Below are 17392 nucleotides of genomic sequence, written 5' to 3' on the forward strand. Positions count from 1 at the left end.
AGGTCCTCGTCCAGCGGGTCGTGGGCGCGTGCATCCAGCCCGGGCAGGGCGCCCACGGTTCGCCGCTCACCATCGCGTGGAGCGGCTCGACCATGCCCGTCTCGAACCGGTACGTCGTCGCGGGACCGCGCGCCCACACCACGATCGGCCAGCGGTCCGGGTCATCACCCTCGGTGAGCCACCGGAACACGTCCCCCTCGAGGTTCTCGCCCCATACCCGGTGCCTGCTTGCCCGGCATGGTCATCCGCTCACCTTCGTTGCGACCAGCTCGGTGAGCGCCTGGACGGTCGGCCGCCCGTCGCCCGCCTCACAGATCCCCACCTGCAACAGCGACCTGCCCTTGAGCTGGGCCTGGCGGTAGCAGGACCAGCCGTTGCCACCGTCCTGGGTGGCGGTCCAGGCGATGCCGTCCGGAGTGGTGCTGTCGATGCGGTAGGTCCACTTGGAGCTGCGCCCGTCCTCGGCGTTGCGGACGGCCGACGAGCACGCGTGGAGTCCGCCGTCCAGGGTCCGCAGCACCCCACCGGCCTTGTCGCTGTCGGGGTAGACGCCGATGACCTGGGTCATCGTGTAGGTGCCGAGGCCCCCGGCGTCCTGGTAGGTGGCCGACAGGAAGGCCGTCCAGTCGCTCCCGAAGACCGCCTGGCCGGTCGGTCCCACCGCGATCCGGCAGCTCGCCGGATCGGCGGACAGGGCCGGAGCGGGCTTGCTCGCCCGCGGGCCGGAGACGAGGGTGATCCCCGTCGTACGGCTCGCCTCGTCCGGGGTGAGCACCGCAGCATGAACCGTGCCCTCGACCAAGTGCAGGGGGACGGCGCCGGGTTGGCTCGGCCAGAGCCACCAGCCGATCCCGGCCAGCAGGAGGCAGGGCGTCATGGCCGCGAGCGGCACCCGCCAGCGGCCGAGCAACGGCCTGACCCGACGCCGGGGGCGGGGCGGCGGCGCCTTGGGCGCGGCCCCCTGGTGTGGCGTCCCCGGTGGCGCGGGTGCGGGCTGCGCCTGAGCCGCGGACACGGGCGCGGGTGCGGGTGCGGGTGCGGGCTGCGCCTGACCCACAGACGCGGGCGCGGGCGGCGGTGCGGGCTGCGCCCGAGCCAAGGACGCGGGCAGCGGGCCGGGCCGGCCCAGGGGTGGTGGTGTGGCCCGGGGGGTCTGCTGCCAGGTGGGAAGGGTGGTGGAGGCATCGTCCTTGTGCCAGTAGTGGTCTGTCATGGTGGAGTTCCCCCTGGATCAATCAGCAACGGCCGGCGTCAGCGATGGCAGGAAGCCGCGAGGATCAGCAGCAGGACGGCGATGGCCATGGCCTGGAGGCAGCCGATGCCTCCGCCGGGGTTCTTCCGGTTGACCTCCACATGGCCGCCGGGGGGAATTCCGGGGTGCTGCTTGGCGTAGTGCTCCAGCTGCTTCTGCTCGCCCTGGGACTCGCTCAGCCAGGGCGTCTTGAAACTGCACTCGCCACACCAGTAGCGGTATGCCATGTCGACTCCTCACAGGTCGTCCGGATCCGGAACGCCACCCGGCCGGTCCGTTGACCGACCGGCTGGGCACAGCACTGATGCTGGTGTTCGCGCTGCTAAGTGCACAGGCCAGAGCACCGGCCATATATGACCGGCCGTCAGGGTAGGCTCGTCACGGCCGTGACTCGAGTAGAGGGAGCGCCGCAGTGACGGATCAGCTCGGCACGCTCTTGCGCCGGCTACGGACGCAGTCGGGGCTGACGCAGGAACAGCTGGCGGAACGCTCCGGCGTGAGCGTTCGCACGATTCGCAGACTGGAGACCGGCAAGTCCACCGACCACCGGCTCGGGACGGTGAACCTGCTGGCGGATGCTCTGGAGGTCGGGCCCGAGGACCGCCAACTGCTGGCGGCCACGCTCGGGAAGGCCGAGAGCGCGCCAGCCGTGCCGCCCCCCAGGAGTCCTGAACCGTCGCCGATACGAGGCGCGCTCGCCGACGCCGCCGACGAGTTGGCGCGGGAGGTCAGGCGCCGTTGGCGGCGCGAGGAGGAACAGCGCCGGGTGCACGATCCATTTCCACTGCCGGTGGGCTGGCAGGAGGCGCCCGCGGATCTGACGGACTATTCGGAGAACATTCAGCGCCTCGAAGCGGGCGCCGCGCCGGGTCGCGTGGATCTGAGCGGTGATCTGCGGAGTACGGCCGAGGTCTACCGGAAGATCTCGTCCGGGCGACTGGTGGTTCTCGGCCGGGCCGGCTCGGGAAAGTCGATTCTGACGATCAGGTTCGTCCTGGACTTCCTGGAGACGCGAGCCTTTTCCGACCCGGTGCCGGTGATCTTCAGCGTCGGTTCCTGGGACCCGACGGCCACGGCCCTGCGGGACTGGCTGATCGGTCGACTTCTGCGGGACCATCCGCATCTGGCCCGCAGGGTCCCCAGCGGGGTGACGCTGGCCGCCGCACTCGTCGACGCCGACCTCATCCTGCCGGTCCTGGACGGGTTCGACGAGATAGCGGAAGGGCTCCGGCGCGAGGCGCTCGAGGAGCTCAACGCCACCTCGCTGCCGCTCGTCCTGACCAGCCGCCGTGGCGAGTTCGCCGAGGCGGTCCTGGCGGCACGCACGCCACTGGTGTTGGCCGCCGGGATCGAGCTCACCGACCTCACCCTCGACGACCTCGCGGCCTACCTGCCCCGGACCGCCCGGCCGGTCGCCCGCGACGACGGCGATGGCGACGGCGAGCCGGAAGCGGTGTGGGAGGGCGTCCTGACGGAGCTGCGGGCCCAGGAGACTCCGGCGAGCAGGATCCTGGCCAGGGTTCTGAGCACCCCTCTGATGGTCATCCTGGCGCGCACGATGTACAGCGAAACGCAGGACAGGCATCCGTCGGAGCTGCTGAACAGCACAAAGTTCCCCGCGGAGCACTTGCTGGAGGAGCACCTGCTGGCGGGCTTCGTGCCGACGGTCTACCGCCGCCGCGCACCCGAGCAGGTCGTCGGCAGCCGTCCTGGCGGGCAGCGGAACTGGGACCCGGAGCTCGCCCAGCGCTGGCTCGGCTACCTTGCCCACCACCTGGTGCGGCTCGACCGCGACCGGCAGGACCTCGCCTGGTGGCAGATCGCCGACTCGCTGCGCCGCTCGACGCGCATCGCAACGGTCGTGCTGGTTTCCGCGCTGTGCATCGCCGGGGCCGACTGGGTTGTCGGCCTGCTCGTCACGCCACTCGGGTTCAGCGAGGTCCTGGTGCAGGGGGCGCTGCTGGGGCCGGTCGCCGGCCTGGCCTTCGGATCCGTGTACGGCGTCATGGCCGCGTTCGGCGGCGGGGTCTTCGAGCCGGCCCGGGTGCGGCTACGGCTGCCCCGGGCACACGACAGCATCGGCCGCGGGCCGGTCCGCACGTTCACCACCCGGTTCGGAAGCGTGCTGCTGGGCGGGTTCGTCATGGGAGTCGGCTGCGCGTGCGCCCTCACCCTCGAACGCGCGCTCTACCTCGGCATCCCGCTCACGAACGGCGACGTGATCGAGGGAACGCTCATCAACATGCTCGCCTTCGGGCTGATCTTCGGCTCGGCAGCCGGGCTGGTCTTCGGGCTCATGGCCGTGCTCGAAGCGCCGCTGGACGTCACCTTCGCGGCCACCCCGATGGGCCTGCTGTCCTCGAACCGTGCGACGGTGAGCGGGCAGATCCTCGTCCTGGTACCGATGCTCACCCTTGCGATCGCCGGCGGCGGGCGCCTGGTCGTCGAGCTGCTCCAGAGCTTTCTCGGGCCGATGAACTGGGGGCTGTCGGACGGGCTCTTCATCGGTGCCGTCGGCGGGCTCGGGGGCGCGTTGTCCTACGTGCTCTCCTTCACCGCCTGGGGGCAGTGGGTGGTCCTGTCCCGTATCTGGCTGCCCCTGACCGGGAAGCTGCCCTGGAACATGGTCACTTTCCTGGACGACGCCTACCGCAAGGGAGTGCTGCGCCAGACCGGCGCCGTGTACCAGTTCCGGCACATCCGGCTGCAGCACCACCTCGGGCACTCGTTCCGTCAGCAGCAGTCCAACTACGCGCCGGCCCGGTTCGCCACCCTGCGGACCGGGCGCGCGGACCAGGCCGTCGTGACCGACCGGGCCGACCGAAGCTGATCGGCGCGACCCGGTCACGGGGAGGCGGGGCCGGCCACCCGGTGCTGGCCGGGTGGCCTCGATGATCCTGGTCAGGTGGCGGACGGGAGCCAGACGATCCCGTTGCCGCCGTCGTTGCCGATGGTCTTCGTCATGATGTTGTTGTCCTGCCAGTAGAGCGGGTGCTGCTGGAGGAGGCCGTTGAACGAGTCCAGGGACGTCGCGTCGCAGACCCCGTCGGTGTGAATGCAGAAGCGCTGGACCGGGACGCCGGGGAAGTCCACCGGGCCGGTGCCGGGGGACACCGCGACCAGCGGCAGATAGACGCCCTTGGGAACCAGGTGCCAGAAGCCGGTGTCAGGCTGCCGCGGGTCGGAGTAGAGCATCCCGTTGACCTGCGAGCGGGGGACGTCGGTGCCGTTGTTGGCGATCGTCTGGAGCAGCAGGTCGCCGACCCAGGCGCCCTGGGAGTAGCCGACGATCGTGAAGCGCGCCGTGGGGTCGGCGTGGTAGGCCTTCTCGAGCGCGGCCAAGGCGTTCCGGTAGCCCTGGTTCACGCTGTCGCCGAAGCTCGCCGCGAAGGGGGACGGCATCTCGTTGTGGCTCCCGACGAACGGACCACCGCTCGCCGGATAACAGACGGGAACCGCGATGCCGCCGTTCAGATGCTGATTCGCGAAGTAGAAGGACGAGGTGCAGGTGGGCAAGTCCGCCGCCGCGCCGGTGCCGCCGATCTCGATGTAGTAATGGTGCACGGGATCGGCGTGTGCGGCGGTCGGTGCGGCGACGGCGGAGGCGAGCGCCAGTGCCGCCGCTCCGATGACAGCCTTGCAGCGACGGATGAGCTTGCTCGAATTCGGGTTGGACATGCTCGTCAACTCCCTTGGGTCAGAGTTCGCTCCGTCAGCGTCGCGTTGCGCGCTGCCGGTTGCGGCGGTCAGTGCCCCATGGTGTCGTTCGCGCTGGTCAGGGGACCAGGCAACAGACCGGCCAAATATGGCCGAGCGGTCCGGGCTGGGCGTACGTACCGGACTTGCCCTCGCCGTCCCGAGGGCTTACCGAGCAGCGGGAGCCGACCCGATGTCAACCACTCGTGCCCACTCGGGTGGCGAGTCCGGCGCGTAGTCGGGGTTGTCCTCGTCCCACGACCGGGCTGCGTACTGCCGAGGGAACCGACCCACCACCGTCCGGCACGGTGGTCGCGTGTCCGGCCAGGGTGTCTGACCGTCGGTCAGGACCACGATAACGTCCGGTCGGGGCTGCGCTCGGAGGGCCTTGGCGAAGCCCGTGCGTAGATCCGTGCCGCCGCCGCCCAGCAGCGGAATTCCCTCGGCACGGCACAGCGGGTGCACGGCCTGGGCCGCCGCGTCGCACGGCAGTACGGTGACCAGGTCGCGACGGCCGCCCACGGCACGGGAGATCGCGGCGACCTCCAGGAGCGCGCTGCCCAGTTCGGCGTCGCTGACCGACCCGGAGGTGTCGATGATCACGGAGACCCGAGGCGGTCAGCGCCGGAGGCTCGGCAGAACAGCGCCGGGCACCGCGGCCGAGCGCCGCGACGGCCGGCCGCAGGTGTAGTCCTCGCCGGCGCCGGAGGCTGCCGAGCGGACGGCCGCTCCGAGCAACTCCCGCCACGGCAGCGGCGGGTGGAACGCCTCCTCCGCCCACCGCTGCCACTCCGTCGGGGTGTTGCCCGGACGGGCGGTGATGCGACGTCGATACCTGCGGCGGCGCGCGCCCCTGCCCAGTCCCCGGCAGTGCGGCGGGCGGTCGCAGTCTCGATCATGGACGGCGGCACGGCGAACTCACGCACACGCAGCCAGAGGGAAAGGCGGGAATCCCTGTTCGCGGTCTGAGTGAGCATCAGCACCCACCTTGCGCGGACGGGACCCCCAATCTGCTGACAGAACGGGTCTTCATGGCCGGGAGCGTAGCGCTCCTGATCCCGATCTGCCACGTACTTTGATCTACCCGGGGAGACGGCTCTGACGATGCGTCGGCACGACATGGCCGTCCGAGCCGTGACCTCACCGATGCGAGAACGAGATCTGACGTCCAGTGACTTGTTAGGCAAGGCTAATCTGCCCTAGAGTCCGCGCCGGGCTCGCCTCACCGGCGGGCTCACCAAGGCTTTCTCCGCGCCCACCCTCGCCTGCCACCGTCTGGAGAGTCCATTGCGCTCGCACCGCTCCCTCGCTGCCATCGGCGCCGCACTGCTCGCCCTCCCGCTCCTGGCTGCCTGCGGCGACGGCAAGGACACCGCGGCGTCGGCCGACAGCGCCAAGGTCGCCATCACCGCCACCGACTCCGCGTGCGATCTCGCCAAGAGCGACTTCAAGGCCGGCGAGGTCACGTTCGCGATCCGCAACAAGGGCGACCGGGTCACCGAGGTCTACGTCTACGGCGACCACAACGGGGCGTTCACCAAGGTCGTGAGCGAGCTCGAGAACATCGGCCCCGGCACCACGCGCGACATGACGGTGAAGCTCGCCGCCGGTACGTACGAGATCGCGTGCAAGCCCGGCCAGACCGGTGACGGCATCCGGAAGAAGATCACCGTCGCGGGCGACACCGCCGACCAGAAGACGTCCGCTCAGCCCAGCGGGACGGCCGAGTCCGCCAAGCCCAGCCAGACGAGCGAGAGCGCCTACGACCGCGAGGTCGAGGTCGAGGCCAAGGAGTACGAGCTCAAGTTCGAGGGCATGGAGACGTTCACCGCCAAGGCCGGCGAGAAGATCGAGTTCAAGCTCGAGAACAAGGGCTCCGTCGAACACGAGCTGGAGGTCTTCGGCCCCGACGGGAAGGAGATCGGCGAGGTGAGCCCGGTCAAGCCCGGCCAGACCGGCGAGGCCGTCATCACCCTGGCCGTGCCCGGCACCTACACCCTCAAGTGCGGCATCGGGAACCACGCCGACCACGGCATGAAGACCACCTTCACCGTCAGCTGACCCCCCGTTCGCCCCACCCTCTCGAGGAGCCCAGTGTGTTCGGCAACTACCTGATCGGCCTGCGCGAGGGCCTCGAAGCGAGCCTCGTCGTCTGCATCCTGATCGCCTACCTGGTCAAGACCGGCCGCCGCGACCGGCTCACCCCGGTCTGGGCGGGCATCACCGCCGCGGTCGTGCTCAGCATGGCCTTCGGCGCCGTACTGCAGTACGGCTCCACGCAGTTGAGCTTCGAGGCCCAGGAGGCGCTCGGCGGCTCGCTGTCGGTCGTCGCGGTCGGCCTGGTGACCTGGATGGTCTTCTGGATGCGCCGCACCGCCCGTCACCTCAAGGCCGAACTGCACGGCAAGCTCGACGCGGCCCTCGCCATGGGCACCGTAGCGCTGGTGGTCACCGCCTTCCTGGCGGTCGGCCGTGAGGGTCTGGAGACCGCGCTGTTCATCTGGACGGCCGTCCAGGCCACCAGCGACGGCGTCCGACCGCTGGTCGGCGCGATGCTCGGCCTGCTCACCTCGGTCGTGCTCGGCTGGCTGTTCTACCGGGGCGCGCTGAAGATCAACCTGGCCAAGTTCTTCACCTGGACCGGCGCGATGCTGGTCGTGGTCGCGGCCGGCGTGCTCGCCTACGGCGTGCACGACCTGCAGGAGGCCGGCTGGCTCGGCGGCATGCACGACCTCGCCTTCGACATCTCCACCACCATCCCGAAGGACAGCTGGTACGGCACGCTGCTCAAGGGCGTGTTCAACTTCCAGCCGGACCCGACGGTGCTTCAGGTCGCGGTCTGGGCGGCGTACCTCGTCCCCACGCTCGCCCTCTTCCTGCGCGGCACCAGCGGCTCCTCCCCCACACCGGCCACGCCCGCCCCGGCGGAGGCGAAGCCCGCTGCCTGACCCCGGCGGCATCATGTGCGTCAAAGGGCGAGCCCGCTCCCGGCCTTCGGGAGCGGGCTCGCGCCGCGTCCGGGAGTCGCTGACCACCTGCAGACCAGCGTCATCGGGAGCGGAGGACGTGCTGACGGGCCGGTGGTCGCTCCGTCCTGCGGGGGCACGCGTCGGATGTGGCTGTCGAACGAGGATTCCGTGACCGGTCCATCGGCTGGGCCGGCAGGTGGCCGGCTTGGCGCCGGGTTCATACGTCCTACGTGCCCGGCACTTGGGCTCGCAGCGTCCGGTAGAGCTCCTGCCAGGAGGCGGTGAACTTGCCGATGCCCTCGTCCTCCAGCACTCGGACCACGTCGTCGTAGGGGATACCGAGAGCTGCCAGTTCGTCGAGGACCTGCTGGCCGGCCGGGTAGGTGCCGTGGATCGTGTCGCCGCGGACCCGGCCGTGGTCGGCGACCGCGCGCAGGGTCTGCTCGGGCATCGTGTTCACCACGTCGGGTGCCACGAGTTCGACGACATAGCGGGTGTCGTCGTACGCAGGGTCCTTGACGCCCGTGGACGCCCACAGCGGTCGCTGTGTGCGTGCCCCGCGAGCGGCGAGAGCGTGCCAGCGCTCGGTGGCACGAGCCTGCTCGAACTGTCGGTAGGCCAGTCGTGCGTTGGCGATCCCGGCACGCCCGCGCAGGGCCAGGGCCTGTTCGGAACCGAGCTTGTCGAGGCGGCCGTCGACCTCGGTGTCGACGCGGCTGACGAAGAACGACGCCACCGAGGCAATCTTCGAAAGGTCGCGGCCCGCCGCGTATGCGCGCTCCATGCCGTCCATGAAGGCGTCGATCACCTGGGCATAGCGGTCGAGGGAGAAGATCAGGGTGACGTTGATGCTGATGCCTTCGGCGAGTGCGGTGCTGATCGCGCCCAGGCCTTCGACGGTGGCGGGGATCTTGACGAACAGATTCGGGCGGTCGACCAGCCACCACAGAGCGCGTGCCTCGGCGATGGTGGCCTCGGTGTCCCGCGCGACCCGCGGGTCCACTTCGATCGAGACCCGCCCGTCGACGCCGTCGGTCACGTCGAACGACGGGCGTAGCAGGTCGCAGGCCCAGCGAACGTCGTAGGCGGTGAGCAGCCGCACGGCTTCTTCGACCTGGATGCCGCGCCGGGCGAGGTCGGCGGTCTGCTCGTTGTAGCGGGCGCCGGAGGTGAGGGCCTTGGCGAAGATCGTCGGGTTGCTGGTGATCCCCACGACCCTTTGGTCGCCTATGAGTCGGGCCAGGCCGCCTCCTGCGAGGTGTTCGCGGCTGAGGTCGTCGAGCCAGATGGCCACGCCCTCGGCGACCAGTCGATCGAGGTTCTCACTCATGGTCTCCTCCTTACGCGGCCGAGTCGTTGTCGCGGCTATGCGTGCGGGCCGTGGCTGGACGGGCCGGCGGGTGGGGTTTCCGGGTCCCTCGTGCAGCTGCCGTCGTGGTCGGCGTGCCGCAGGTCGGTGTGGCTGCCCTCGGATGCGGCGCGCAGTTCGACGCAGCACTGACCGGGGCGGGGTGCGAGGACGGCCTCGACGCCGCCGGCTTCGAGGCCGGTGAGGAAGCCGTCGAGAAACGCGTGGTTGATCCCGCACACCAGCTCGGGTGACCGGGCGGCCAGGGGGTGGAAGGGGCAGTTCAGCAGCCGTACCTTTGCGGGTTTCTCGCGGGTCGGCTCGAAGCCGTACCGCTCGAGCACGGCCTCGCTCAGGGTGAGGGAGCGTTCCGGGCCGAGGCGGCCCGGGCGGGTGCGTCCACGCTCGTCGGTTCCCAGCTCCTCACCGCGCCGGCGGGCGGTGCGCAGTGCGGCGGCCTTCCCGTTCTCGCCGGGCTCCTCGGCGAGAACGGCGTCGATGAGGATTTCGGCGAGGACGTCAGGCCGGCGTTCGGGGATGCTGACGCGGATGTCCTCGTCGGTGGGCTCGTAGACCTTGGGCTGTCGGCCGACCTTGCGGATGCCCCCCGGGGCCCCGTACCGGGCGCGCAGCAGGCCGGTGTCGACGAGTTTGTCGAGGTGGAAGGCGGCGAGCTTGCGCGAGATGCCCACGGTCTCGGCGGCCTCGTCGCGGGTGACGGGTCGGCGGGCGCGCCGGATGAACGCGTACATCTGCCGCCGGAGGTCGTCGCTCAGCACGCTCACGGACTCGATGGCGGCGTCGGACGCGGGTTCCGGCTGACTGTGATCGGTTGCCACGACTCCATGATAACTCCTGCGTACGTGGGTGAGCGGACTCTCGCCAGCGTTCTGACCTGCGATGGTTGACCTCCGGGCTGAATAACGCCAAGCTTTATTGGTGAAACAACCGGGAGGTGGTTGCCGTGGTGAACCCGTCCCAGCTACCGGCGAAGGAGCCGGTGAGCACGGTGCCGGCCGGACCGTACGGTCATCCGATCCATCCGATCCTCGTCACGGTGCGGGGCCGACGAACAGGCGGTGCCCGCCGAGCGGCACTTCCCGATGGCGGTCGTCCTCGGGCACGGCGTGTTCGCGGTGACCACCGTGGTCCTGGTCCTGCGCACCGCACTCGGCATCAGGGGCAGCTGACATGACCACCCGCCTTCACCCAGCGCCCGCAGGCCCGCAGAAACCCCCGATGCGCACCGGCCCCGCCCTGCGCGTCGTCCACGAGACCGGCGCCGTGGACCTGGCGGCGGCCGAAGATGCCGCCGCCGCGTTCCTGCACGCCCTCGGCATCCCGACCGACTCGGAGAGCCTGCGCGGCACACCGGGGCGGATGGCCCGCGCGTATGCGGAACTGTTCAGCCCACGACCGTTCGATCTGACGACCTTCCCCAACGACGAGGGCTACGACGAGCTCGTCCTCGCCCGAAGCATCCCCGTACGGTCGGTCTGCGAGCACCACCTGCTGCCGTTCGTCGGCACTGCTCACGTCGGGTACCTGCCCGGCACCCGGATCCTGGGCCTGTCCAAACTCGCCCGCGTCGTCGAGCACTTCGCCTGCCGACCCCAGGTCCAGGAGCGCCTCACCAAACAGGTCGCCGACTGGTTGCAGGCCCACCTCGACCCCAAGGGCGTCGGCGTTGTCATCGAGGCCGAGCACACCTGCATGACCCTGCGGGGCGTGCAGGCCACCGGCTCACGCACGATGACCTCGACGCTGCTGGGCATCCTGCGCGAGGACGCCCGCTCACGCGCCGAGTTCCTCGCCCTCACCGGCCTGCCCACCTGACCAGCGCCCGCCCGCCGTCCGCCGTTCCCCGACCCGAAAGACCCAACCCCAGTGGAAATCTGGATCAACCCGGACTGCTCAAAGTGCAACGCCGCACTGTCACTGCTCGACGAGGAAGGCGCCGAGTACACCGTGCGGCGCTACCTGGACGACCCGCCGACCGTCGAGGAGCTGGAGGACGTCCTGCGCCGGCTACGCCTCGAACCGTGGGACATCACCCGCACCGGCGAACCGGTCGCCGCCGACCTGGGCCTGAACACCTGGCCCCGCGACGCCGCGAGCCGCCCAGGCTGGATCGCCGCCCTCTCGGACCATCCCATCCTGATCCAACGGCCGATCATCACCGCCGACGACCTCACGGCCGTCATCGGCCGGACCGAGCAAGCGGTCCGCTCCACCCGCAAGCGAGGCCGACCGTAACTGATACACCCGACAGGGAGCGAGAACATGCGCCCCTTGACCCCCAACCCCGACCGGAAGGCGGCCCGGTTCGCGCACGGAGGTGCGAATCAGACCAAGGACATGATTCCTGACAGGATGCCTTACACCGGCCGGAAAGCGCTCGGAAATGTTTTCGGGCCAGCCATGGCCTTCTCAACTCCCCGGGAATAGTGCCAAATTGGCTGCCCACGGGAAGCGCGGCACCTGATGCGCCTTTTCCGGAAAGCACCTGCGGCGAATGGGGAGATATGACCGCAACCACTGCAACCGGCTACCGCACCTCCCGTGCACCCGGCGCCCGCCCGCTGCTCGGGCACGCCCCGGCCCTGTTCCGCGATCCGCTGCCGTTCCTGCGCTCGCTCGCCGAGCGGGGCGATCTGGTGGAACTCCGACTCGGACCGCAGCGCGCGATGATGTGCTGCTCCCCCGACCTGTTCCACCATGTCCTCACCGACACCCGGCACTTCGACAAGGGTGGGCCGCTCTTCGACAAGTTGAAGTGGTTCCTGGGCGACGGTCTCGGCTCCACCCCCCACGAGGTGCACCGCCGACAGCGCCGACAGCTTCAGCCGGCGTTCCGCCCGGACGCGCTCTCCCGCTACCTGGAGGTGATGCTGGAGGAGACCCTCTCCACCTCGTCCGGCTGGCACGACGATGCGGTGATCGAGATCGAGCAGCACGCGTACCAGCTGATCGCCAGGATCATCACCAGGACGATGTTCTCCGCGGACGGCTCATCCGCCGCGGTGGCCCGGATCGCCGCGTCCTACCCGGACTTCCACGAGGGCATCGGCCGGCACATGCGCTCTCCGTTCCGGCTGCTCGACCGGCTGCCTACTTCGGCCAACCGCCGCTTCCGGCAGGCGTGTTCCACCGTGAGCCAGGTGGTCGACGGCGCGATCGACGCCCGCCGCCTCGACGGCACCGGCCCCGGTCACGACCTCCTGGCGCTCATGGTCAAGGAGGGGATGGGCGACCGGGAGATGCGCGACCAGGTCGTCACCATGCTCACCGGCGGCATCGGCACCTCCGCCTCCGCGCTCGGGTGGGCGCTGTTCTTCCTCTCCCGGGACCCGGCGCTGGCCGACTCCGTCGCGAAGGAGGCGCAGGCCGTCCTCGCCGAGGGGGCCGGTGTCGACCGCGACCTCCTCACCCGACTGGACCTCGCCCGCCGCGTGGTGACGGAGACGCTGCGGTACTACCCGTCCGCATGGTTCTTCAGCCGTACCGTCACCTCACCCGTCGAACTGGCCGGCCGAAGGCTCCGGCCGGGCACCGCGGTCCTGCTCTCCCCCTACCTCATCCACCACCGCGCCGACCTCTACCCGGAGCCCGAACTCTTCGACGTCGACCGCTGGTTGCCCGCACGCCGGGCCAGGCTGCCGCGCGGGGCCTACATCCCCTTCGGGGTGGGCTCCCGCAAGTGCATCGGGGACGTCTACGCCCTCACCGAGATCACCCTGGCCCTCGCGGTCATCACCTCCCGGTGGCAACTGGAGCCGCTGCCCGGCCCCGTGCCCCACCACCTGCTCGAACCCCGGCCATGGACCGTGATCCATCCGGCCCCGCTGCACCTACGGCTCCGCAGGCGACTGTGAACCGCATCGGAGCGGACCGGCCCGAAGGAGTCCAGCACCGTATGACGACGCCTCATCCCGTCCCCGACGACCTCCGGCTGCTGCCCAGCCCCGACCACATCCTGTACCGGCTACCGCCGCGCATGTCCCCGTACCGGGCGGAGTTGGAGCAGCTCATCCTGGACTGGGCCGACCGCTACGGGCTGGTGGACGGCCCGCGAGCCCGCCAGCGACTCGCCGACACGCACCTGGGAGAGCTGATCGCCCGCTGCTACCCGCATCTACGAGCGGAACGACTCGCCCCACTCGCAGGCTGGTTCACTTGGGCCTTCGTCATCGACGACCTCTACGACGGCTGCGAGTCGGCGGAGGCCATCGGCCACACCCGCGCCACCCTCCGGATGCTCGCCGCCCTCTCGCTCCGGTCGGGGGAACCGTCACCGGCCCGGGACGTGCCGCCCCTCGCGGTCGAACTCGCCGAGGTGTGGCGGCGTCTCGCCGTCCAGCAGAGCCTCGAGTGGCAGATGCGGTTCATCACCCATATGGGACAGTTCCTGGACGCCTTCCGCTACGAGGCGGTCAACCGCGAACACCGGCACGTCCCCTCCGTCGGCGGCTACACCCAGCTGCGACGCGCCTCGGGTGGCATCACCCCCTCGCTGGACCTCCTGGAGTACGCGGCCGGCCTGGAGGTCCCCTCGCTGTTCCACGAGTCCGAGCAGCTCCGCACCATGGTCAACAAGGCCGCCGACGTCGTCGTCTGGGTCAACGACGTCCTCTCGCTGAAGAAGGAACTCGTCCTCGGCGAGGTCACCAACGGCGTGCTCGCGGTGAGCCGGGAGCTCTGCTGCGGGATCCAGGACGCCATCGACCACGTGTACCGCAGGGTTGCCCGCGACATCGACGCCTTCCTCCGCGCCGAGGAGTCACTCACCACCCTCTGCGGCACCTGGCACGGCCTGCGGGAGGCCGACCGGGTCGCCATCAGCGCCTTCACCGACGGCATGAAGGCCTGGATGCGCGGCAACCTCGAATGGGCCCTCAGCTCACACCGCTACCTGGAGGTCGACACCCTCCGCCTCACCAACAACCCGGCGCTGCTCAACCCACGGGCCGGCCTGAACCCGTCCCCGACGCCCACCGCCACCGAGCAGACCGGAGACCCTCGCTGACCGCGAAAGGGCCTCCGACTGCGGTGCCGACCGACGTCTAGCGAAGCTGCTGCCGGAGTCGCGCGGCTGAACGGCCGAGCCGGATGGCGGCGGCCACCGGGAGGCACATTGCCGCCAGGAGGGCGGTCATCAACGTGATCGGGGTCAGACCGCCGAGTGCCACGGAGAGAACGACGGCGAGCGCCGGGACGGTGACGACCGGCGAGAGCACGAGCAGCGTCGCTTGGCGCTTCTCCCGGCGAACCCACTGCGGGGACTTCCACAGCCGTACGAGTGCGGCGACCGTGGCAGCCAGGGCGAGGAACGGTCCGATCACCGGGATGAGCGCGGCCGGCAGCGCCATGACGATCAGGCAGAGGGTGACCGAGGTGTGCCTGCTGCTCTCCGGTACCGGGTGGTTGCCGGGTTCCTCGGCCAGGGCGGCTGCCGCGATCTCCCCGGGTGTCCCCAGCTGGTCCAGGACACGACGCACGCTGTTCTCGTCGAAGGTGTCGGAGTCCGCCAGCGCCACCTCGATGTGCTCACGCAGATCTGCCAGCAGCTCCTGCCGGCGGACGTCGGGAAGCGCCGTGGTCCGCTCCTCGACCGAGGTCAGGTAGGCCCGCACGAGGGGGTGGGCGAGGGTGTCGTTCACGTCGTCTCTCCAGGGGTGAGGAAGTGGTCGACGGCGGCACGGAAGGAGGGCCAGTTCGCGGTGAACTCCTCCAACGCGCTTCGGCCGGCGTCGGTCAGCGTGTAGTACCTGCGCGGCGGCCCACTCTCGGATTCGCGCAGGTGAGTGTCGGCGAGTCCGGTCCGCCGAAGACGCGACAGCAAGGGGTAGATCGTGCCCTGGCTGGTTGCCATCACCTCGACCCGGGCGAGCTCCGCCAGTAGCTCCACCCCGTAGCGGGGGCCGTCCCGCAGCAATGCCAGGACGCAGTACTCCAGCACCCCTTTACGGAGCTGACTCGCCACCCGGCCGTCCGCCCCAGGGATGCTTGCATAGCCATCTACCATGCAAAGCAAGCTACCACGGATGGCGCGGACATCGCGGAAGCATTCCCCGCCCAGCCTGCACGCGACTGGCCCTCGCCCTGGGAGGCCAACACGCTCCGCTGGTCACCCGCCACAAGGCGCCCGGAGAGGTGACCATCCGCCGAGTCCCGGTCCGGTTCGACGCCGATGCGCTCGATCGCGCGGAGTCACGCCCACCCGGCTCACCGCCCTGCAGGGGGCGGCGTGATGCTGGCCATGGCTCGAGCCGGGCAGGATTAGTTGACACCCTTAACCATTGAGGTCTACCGTCGAAGCCGTTACTTGAGGTCCTCGACCATCGAAGCCCTCAATCCCTTCTGGAGCACCCCCATGACCGCCGCTCTCCTCGTCGTCACCGGCGCCGCGCACCGGACTCTCACCGACGGCACCCCGCACCCGATCGGCTGCCGGGCCGAGCGGCTCGCCGAACCGCACCGCATCAGGACCGTCAACCTTCAGAGAGGCACGACACGATGAGGACCTCCGACCGCCCCGACCACGGACTGGCCCCGGTCGACCACCGCACGGCCGTCGCCACCGAGACCGCCCGGTTCGTGGCAGCGGTCAGGGGCGCCGATCTGGGGACCCCGGTACCCAGCTGCCCGGGCTGGACGCTGGCCGACCTGGTCAAGCACGCCGGCAGCGTGCAGCGCTGGTTCTCGGTCCTGCTGCGCGGGCGCATCCAGGAGCCCCCGCGAAGCCGCGACGTCGACCTTCGGCTGCCCGGACGGGAGGACGGTTGGGCCGACTGGCTGGCCGACAGCGCGACAGAGGCGGCGGGCGCGTTCGCGGCCACCGACCCGGACACCCCGATGTGGGTGTGGGGCGCCGATCCCCACGCCAGGTTCTGGGCTCGCCGGATGCTGTTCGAGACCCTGATTCACCGGGTCGACGCGGAGCTGGCGCTGGGGATCCGGCCCGAGATCGACCGTGCGGTCGCGGTTGACGGTGTGGACGAGTTCCTGGTGAATCTGCCCTTCGCCGGTTTCTTCGCTCCCAAGGTGGCCAACCTCCGCGGCAACGGCGAGACCATCCGGTTCCGGTCCACCGACGCGGACGGCGACTGGCTGGTCCGGCTGCGACCCGACGGCTTCGGGCTCGACCTCGCCGGCGAAGCAGCGGTCCCCGCCGATGCGACGGTCCGGGGAGCCGCAGCCGATCTCCTCCTGCTCGCCTACGGCCGCCTCTCCCTCGACGCGGAGGCCTTCGAGCACGAGGGAGACGAGGAGCTGCTGGCGCGCTGGTTCGCCAACTCCGAGTTCTGAGACGGAGGTCGCCCGCCCGACTCGGCGGCCTCCTCCGGTGTTCCGCCGCCGGGCCGTGCAGCTTTCTTGCGTTCCGACCGATTGCCGCCGCCACCACCCTCAGTCAGAACAGCCCGGCGCCCCAACCGCTTCGCCACTCGTTGGCCAGCACCGCGTAGACGAGGGTGTCCCGCCAGGTACCGTCGGAGCGCCGGGCGTGGCGGCGCAGCGGGCCCTCGCGAACGGCCCCTAGGCCGGACAGCGTGAGCTGGGCGTGGACGTCGAGGTGGTCGATCTGCCACTGGACCCGGCCGAAGGCCAGGTTCTCGAACGCATGGCGGAGCAGCAGGAGGTGGGTCTCGGTCGTCACCGGGGTGTCCCAGGTGGAGCGCGCGGCCCAGTGCCAGCCGATGTCCAGGCGCTCGTCGGCGACCGCGATGTCGGTGTACGCGACCCACCCGGCGGCCCGGTTGGTGCCGGCCGGGACGATCGCGAACAGCACCGCCCCTCCGGCGGCCTGCTGGGCCAGCCGCTGTTCGACCAGCGTGTGCATCTCGCCGAGGGTGTACGGCGTGACCACGGGAAGCCACTGCCAGAGGCCGTCGTCGCGGCTGCCGGCGAGGTGCAGGTCTGGGAGGTGTGCCGTGGTCAGCGGTTCCAGCCGGACGTACCGGCCGTGCAGGACGACGGGCGATGGGGGCCGTGGTGCCATGCGGAGCAGGCTAACCCCACCTGGGAATTCTTGACAGGGGTCCGCCAGGCGCCGCTCTCCCCCGAGCCGGTCCAGCCTGCCCGTCGCGCTCGTTGCGGCACGGGCCAGGCGCATTGTCCGCGCCGTCG

Annotated in this window: 17 protein-coding genes and 1 pseudogene; 9 read left to right on the top strand and 9 right to left on the bottom strand. The window is 70.4% G+C overall.

The features are described from left to right. Positions 1–241: 241 nt before the first annotated feature. Together FB465_RS02220 and FB465_RS02225 are read right to left on the bottom strand one after the other, a co-directional pair. The gene (locus tag FB465_RS02220) at positions 242–1213 is read right to left on the bottom strand and encodes a sensor domain-containing protein (protein WP_145787116.1); all 972 of its coding nucleotides are present in this window, start codon (positions 1211–1213) and stop codon (positions 242–244) included. 38 nt (positions 1214–1251) lie between these two features. Beyond that, positions 1252–1479: a hypothetical protein gene (locus FB465_RS02225; protein WP_145787118.1), complete on the bottom strand. Its 228-nt coding sequence runs from the start codon at positions 1477–1479 to the stop codon at positions 1252–1254. A gap of 185 nt (positions 1480–1664) precedes the next feature. Here FB465_RS02225 and FB465_RS02230 point away from each other — a divergent pair, with 185 nt between their 5' ends. Beyond that, positions 1665–4082, top strand: a complete 2418-nt coding sequence (locus FB465_RS02230; protein WP_145787120.1) for a helix-turn-helix domain-containing protein — start codon at positions 1665–1667, stop codon at positions 4080–4082. A gap of 71 nt (positions 4083–4153) precedes the next feature. Here FB465_RS02230 and FB465_RS02235 read toward each other — a convergent pair whose 3' ends face one another. Both FB465_RS02235 and FB465_RS02240 read right to left on the bottom strand, forming a co-directional pair. Continuing rightward, positions 4154–4930, bottom strand: coding sequence for a PE-PPE domain-containing protein (locus tag FB465_RS02235; protein ID WP_145787122.1), 777 nt, complete (start codon positions 4928–4930; stop codon positions 4154–4156). A 186-nt stretch (positions 4931–5116) separates the two neighbouring features. Further along, positions 5117–5803, bottom strand: a pseudogene (locus FB465_RS02240) (vWA domain-containing protein); the annotation flags it as partial. 432 nt (positions 5804–6235) lie between these two features. Between FB465_RS02240 and FB465_RS36530 the strand changes: the two are divergent. Together FB465_RS36530 and efeU are read left to right on the top strand one after the other, a co-directional pair. Next, entirely contained in the window at positions 6236–7009 is a 774-nt protein-coding gene (locus FB465_RS36530; RefSeq protein ID WP_246192455.1) for a cupredoxin domain-containing protein, read from the top strand. A 35-nt stretch (positions 7010–7044) separates the two neighbouring features. Continuing rightward, positions 7045–7896 (top strand): iron uptake transporter permease EfeU, encoded by an 852-nt coding sequence (efeU, locus tag FB465_RS02250; protein ID WP_145787124.1) that lies wholly within the window; start codon positions 7045–7047, stop codon positions 7894–7896. A 247-nt stretch (positions 7897–8143) separates the two neighbouring features. Here the strand turns inward: efeU and tal are convergent, their stop codons facing one another. Next, positions 8144–9247, bottom strand: coding sequence for a transaldolase (gene tal, locus FB465_RS02255; RefSeq protein WP_145787126.1), 1104 nt, complete (start codon positions 9245–9247; stop codon positions 8144–8146). 35 nt (positions 9248–9282) lie between these two features. After that, entirely contained in the window at positions 9283–10104 is an 822-nt protein-coding gene (locus FB465_RS02260; protein ID WP_246192456.1) for a helix-turn-helix transcriptional regulator, read from the bottom strand. 400 nt (positions 10105–10504) lie between these two features. On the opposite strand from FB465_RS02260, the gene folE reads away from it, so the two are divergent. The 4 genes from folE to FB465_RS02285 all read left to right on the top strand — a co-directional run bounded on the left by folE (position 10505) and on the right by FB465_RS02285 (position 14291). Then, positions 10505–11101 carry a GTP cyclohydrolase I FolE gene (folE, locus tag FB465_RS02270; RefSeq protein WP_145787130.1) on the top strand — a complete coding sequence of 199 codons (597 nt, stop codon included), beginning with the start codon at positions 10505–10507 and terminating at the stop codon, positions 11099–11101. 51 nt (positions 11102–11152) lie between these two features. Next, positions 11153–11521 carry an ArsC/Spx/MgsR family protein gene (locus FB465_RS02275; protein WP_145787131.1) on the top strand — a complete coding sequence of 123 codons (369 nt, stop codon included), beginning with the start codon at positions 11153–11155 and terminating at the stop codon, positions 11519–11521. A gap of 269 nt (positions 11522–11790) precedes the next feature. Then, positions 11791–13140: a cytochrome P450 gene (locus tag FB465_RS02280; protein WP_145787133.1), complete on the top strand. Its 1350-nt coding sequence runs from the start codon at positions 11791–11793 to the stop codon at positions 13138–13140. A 41-nt stretch (positions 13141–13181) separates the two neighbouring features. After that, positions 13182–14291, top strand: coding sequence for a terpene synthase family protein (locus tag FB465_RS02285; RefSeq protein WP_145787135.1), 1110 nt, complete (start codon positions 13182–13184; stop codon positions 14289–14291). A 37-nt stretch (positions 14292–14328) separates the two neighbouring features. Here the strand turns inward: FB465_RS02285 and FB465_RS02290 are convergent, their stop codons facing one another. Next, complete coding sequence (locus tag FB465_RS02290) at positions 14329–14925, bottom strand: HAAS signaling domain-containing protein (RefSeq protein WP_145787137.1); 597 nt, start codon at positions 14923–14925, stop codon at positions 14329–14331. Continuing rightward, entirely contained in the window at positions 14922–15290 is a 369-nt protein-coding gene (locus tag FB465_RS02295; RefSeq protein WP_145787139.1) for a PadR family transcriptional regulator, read from the bottom strand. The genes FB465_RS02290 and FB465_RS02295 overlap by 4 nt, the downstream gene beginning before the upstream one ends. A gap of 348 nt (positions 15291–15638) precedes the next feature. On the opposite strand from FB465_RS02295, the gene FB465_RS35530 reads away from it, so the two are divergent. Next, positions 15639–15785: a hypothetical protein gene (locus FB465_RS35530; protein WP_170290469.1), complete on the top strand. Its 147-nt coding sequence runs from the start codon at positions 15639–15641 to the stop codon at positions 15783–15785. Continuing rightward, on the top strand, positions 15782–16573 hold the full coding sequence (locus FB465_RS02300; RefSeq protein ID WP_145787141.1) for a maleylpyruvate isomerase family mycothiol-dependent enzyme: 792 nt from the start codon (positions 15782–15784) through the stop codon (positions 16571–16573). Before FB465_RS35530 ends, FB465_RS02300 begins: the two co-directional genes overlap by 4 nt. 103 nt (positions 16574–16676) lie before the next feature. On the opposite strand, the gene FB465_RS02305 is transcribed toward FB465_RS02300, so the two are convergent. Continuing rightward, positions 16677–17264, bottom strand: a complete 588-nt coding sequence (locus tag FB465_RS02305; RefSeq protein WP_145787143.1) for a GNAT family N-acetyltransferase — start codon at positions 17262–17264, stop codon at positions 16677–16679. Positions 17265–17392 lie beyond the last annotated feature (128 nt).

This window comes from Kitasatospora atroaurantiaca (genome assembly GCF_007828955.1).
Taxonomy (GTDB): Bacteria; Actinomycetota; Actinomycetes; order Streptomycetales; family Streptomycetaceae; genus Kitasatospora; species Kitasatospora atroaurantiaca.

Bases quoted from the DNA above. Each gene is read 5' to 3' on its own strand.
- FB465_RS02220 (WP_145787116.1), bottom strand. From the start codon at position 1,213: ATGACAGACCACTACTGGCACAAGGACGATGCCTCCACCACCCTTCCC.
- FB465_RS02225 (WP_145787118.1), bottom strand. From the start codon at position 1,479: ATGGCATACCGCTACTGGTGTGGCGAGTGCAGTTTCAAGACGCCCTGG.
- FB465_RS02235 (WP_145787122.1), bottom strand. From the start codon at position 4,930: ATGTCCAACCCGAATTCGAGCAAGCTCATCCGTCGCTGCAAGGCTGTC.
- tal (WP_145787126.1), bottom strand. From the start codon at position 9,247: ATGAGTGAGAACCTCGATCGACTGGTCGCCGAGGGCGTGGCCATCTGG.
- folE (WP_145787130.1), top strand. From the start codon at position 10,505: ATGCGCACCGGCCCCGCCCTGCGCGTCGTCCACGAGACCGGCGCCGTG.
- FB465_RS02280 (WP_145787133.1), top strand. From the start codon at position 11,791: ATGACCGCAACCACTGCAACCGGCTACCGCACCTCCCGTGCACCCGGC.
- FB465_RS02285 (WP_145787135.1), top strand. From the start codon at position 13,182: ATGACGACGCCTCATCCCGTCCCCGACGACCTCCGGCTGCTGCCCAGC.
- FB465_RS02295 (WP_145787139.1), bottom strand. From the start codon at position 15,290: ATGGTAGATGGCTATGCAAGCATCCCTGGGGCGGACGGCCGGGTGGCG.
- FB465_RS35530 (WP_170290469.1), top strand. From the start codon at position 15,639: ATGACCGCCGCTCTCCTCGTCGTCACCGGCGCCGCGCACCGGACTCTC.
- FB465_RS02300 (WP_145787141.1), top strand. From the start codon at position 15,782: ATGAGGACCTCCGACCGCCCCGACCACGGACTGGCCCCGGTCGACCAC.
- FB465_RS02305 (WP_145787143.1), bottom strand. From the start codon at position 17,264: ATGGCACCACGGCCCCCATCGCCCGTCGTCCTGCACGGCCGGTACGTC.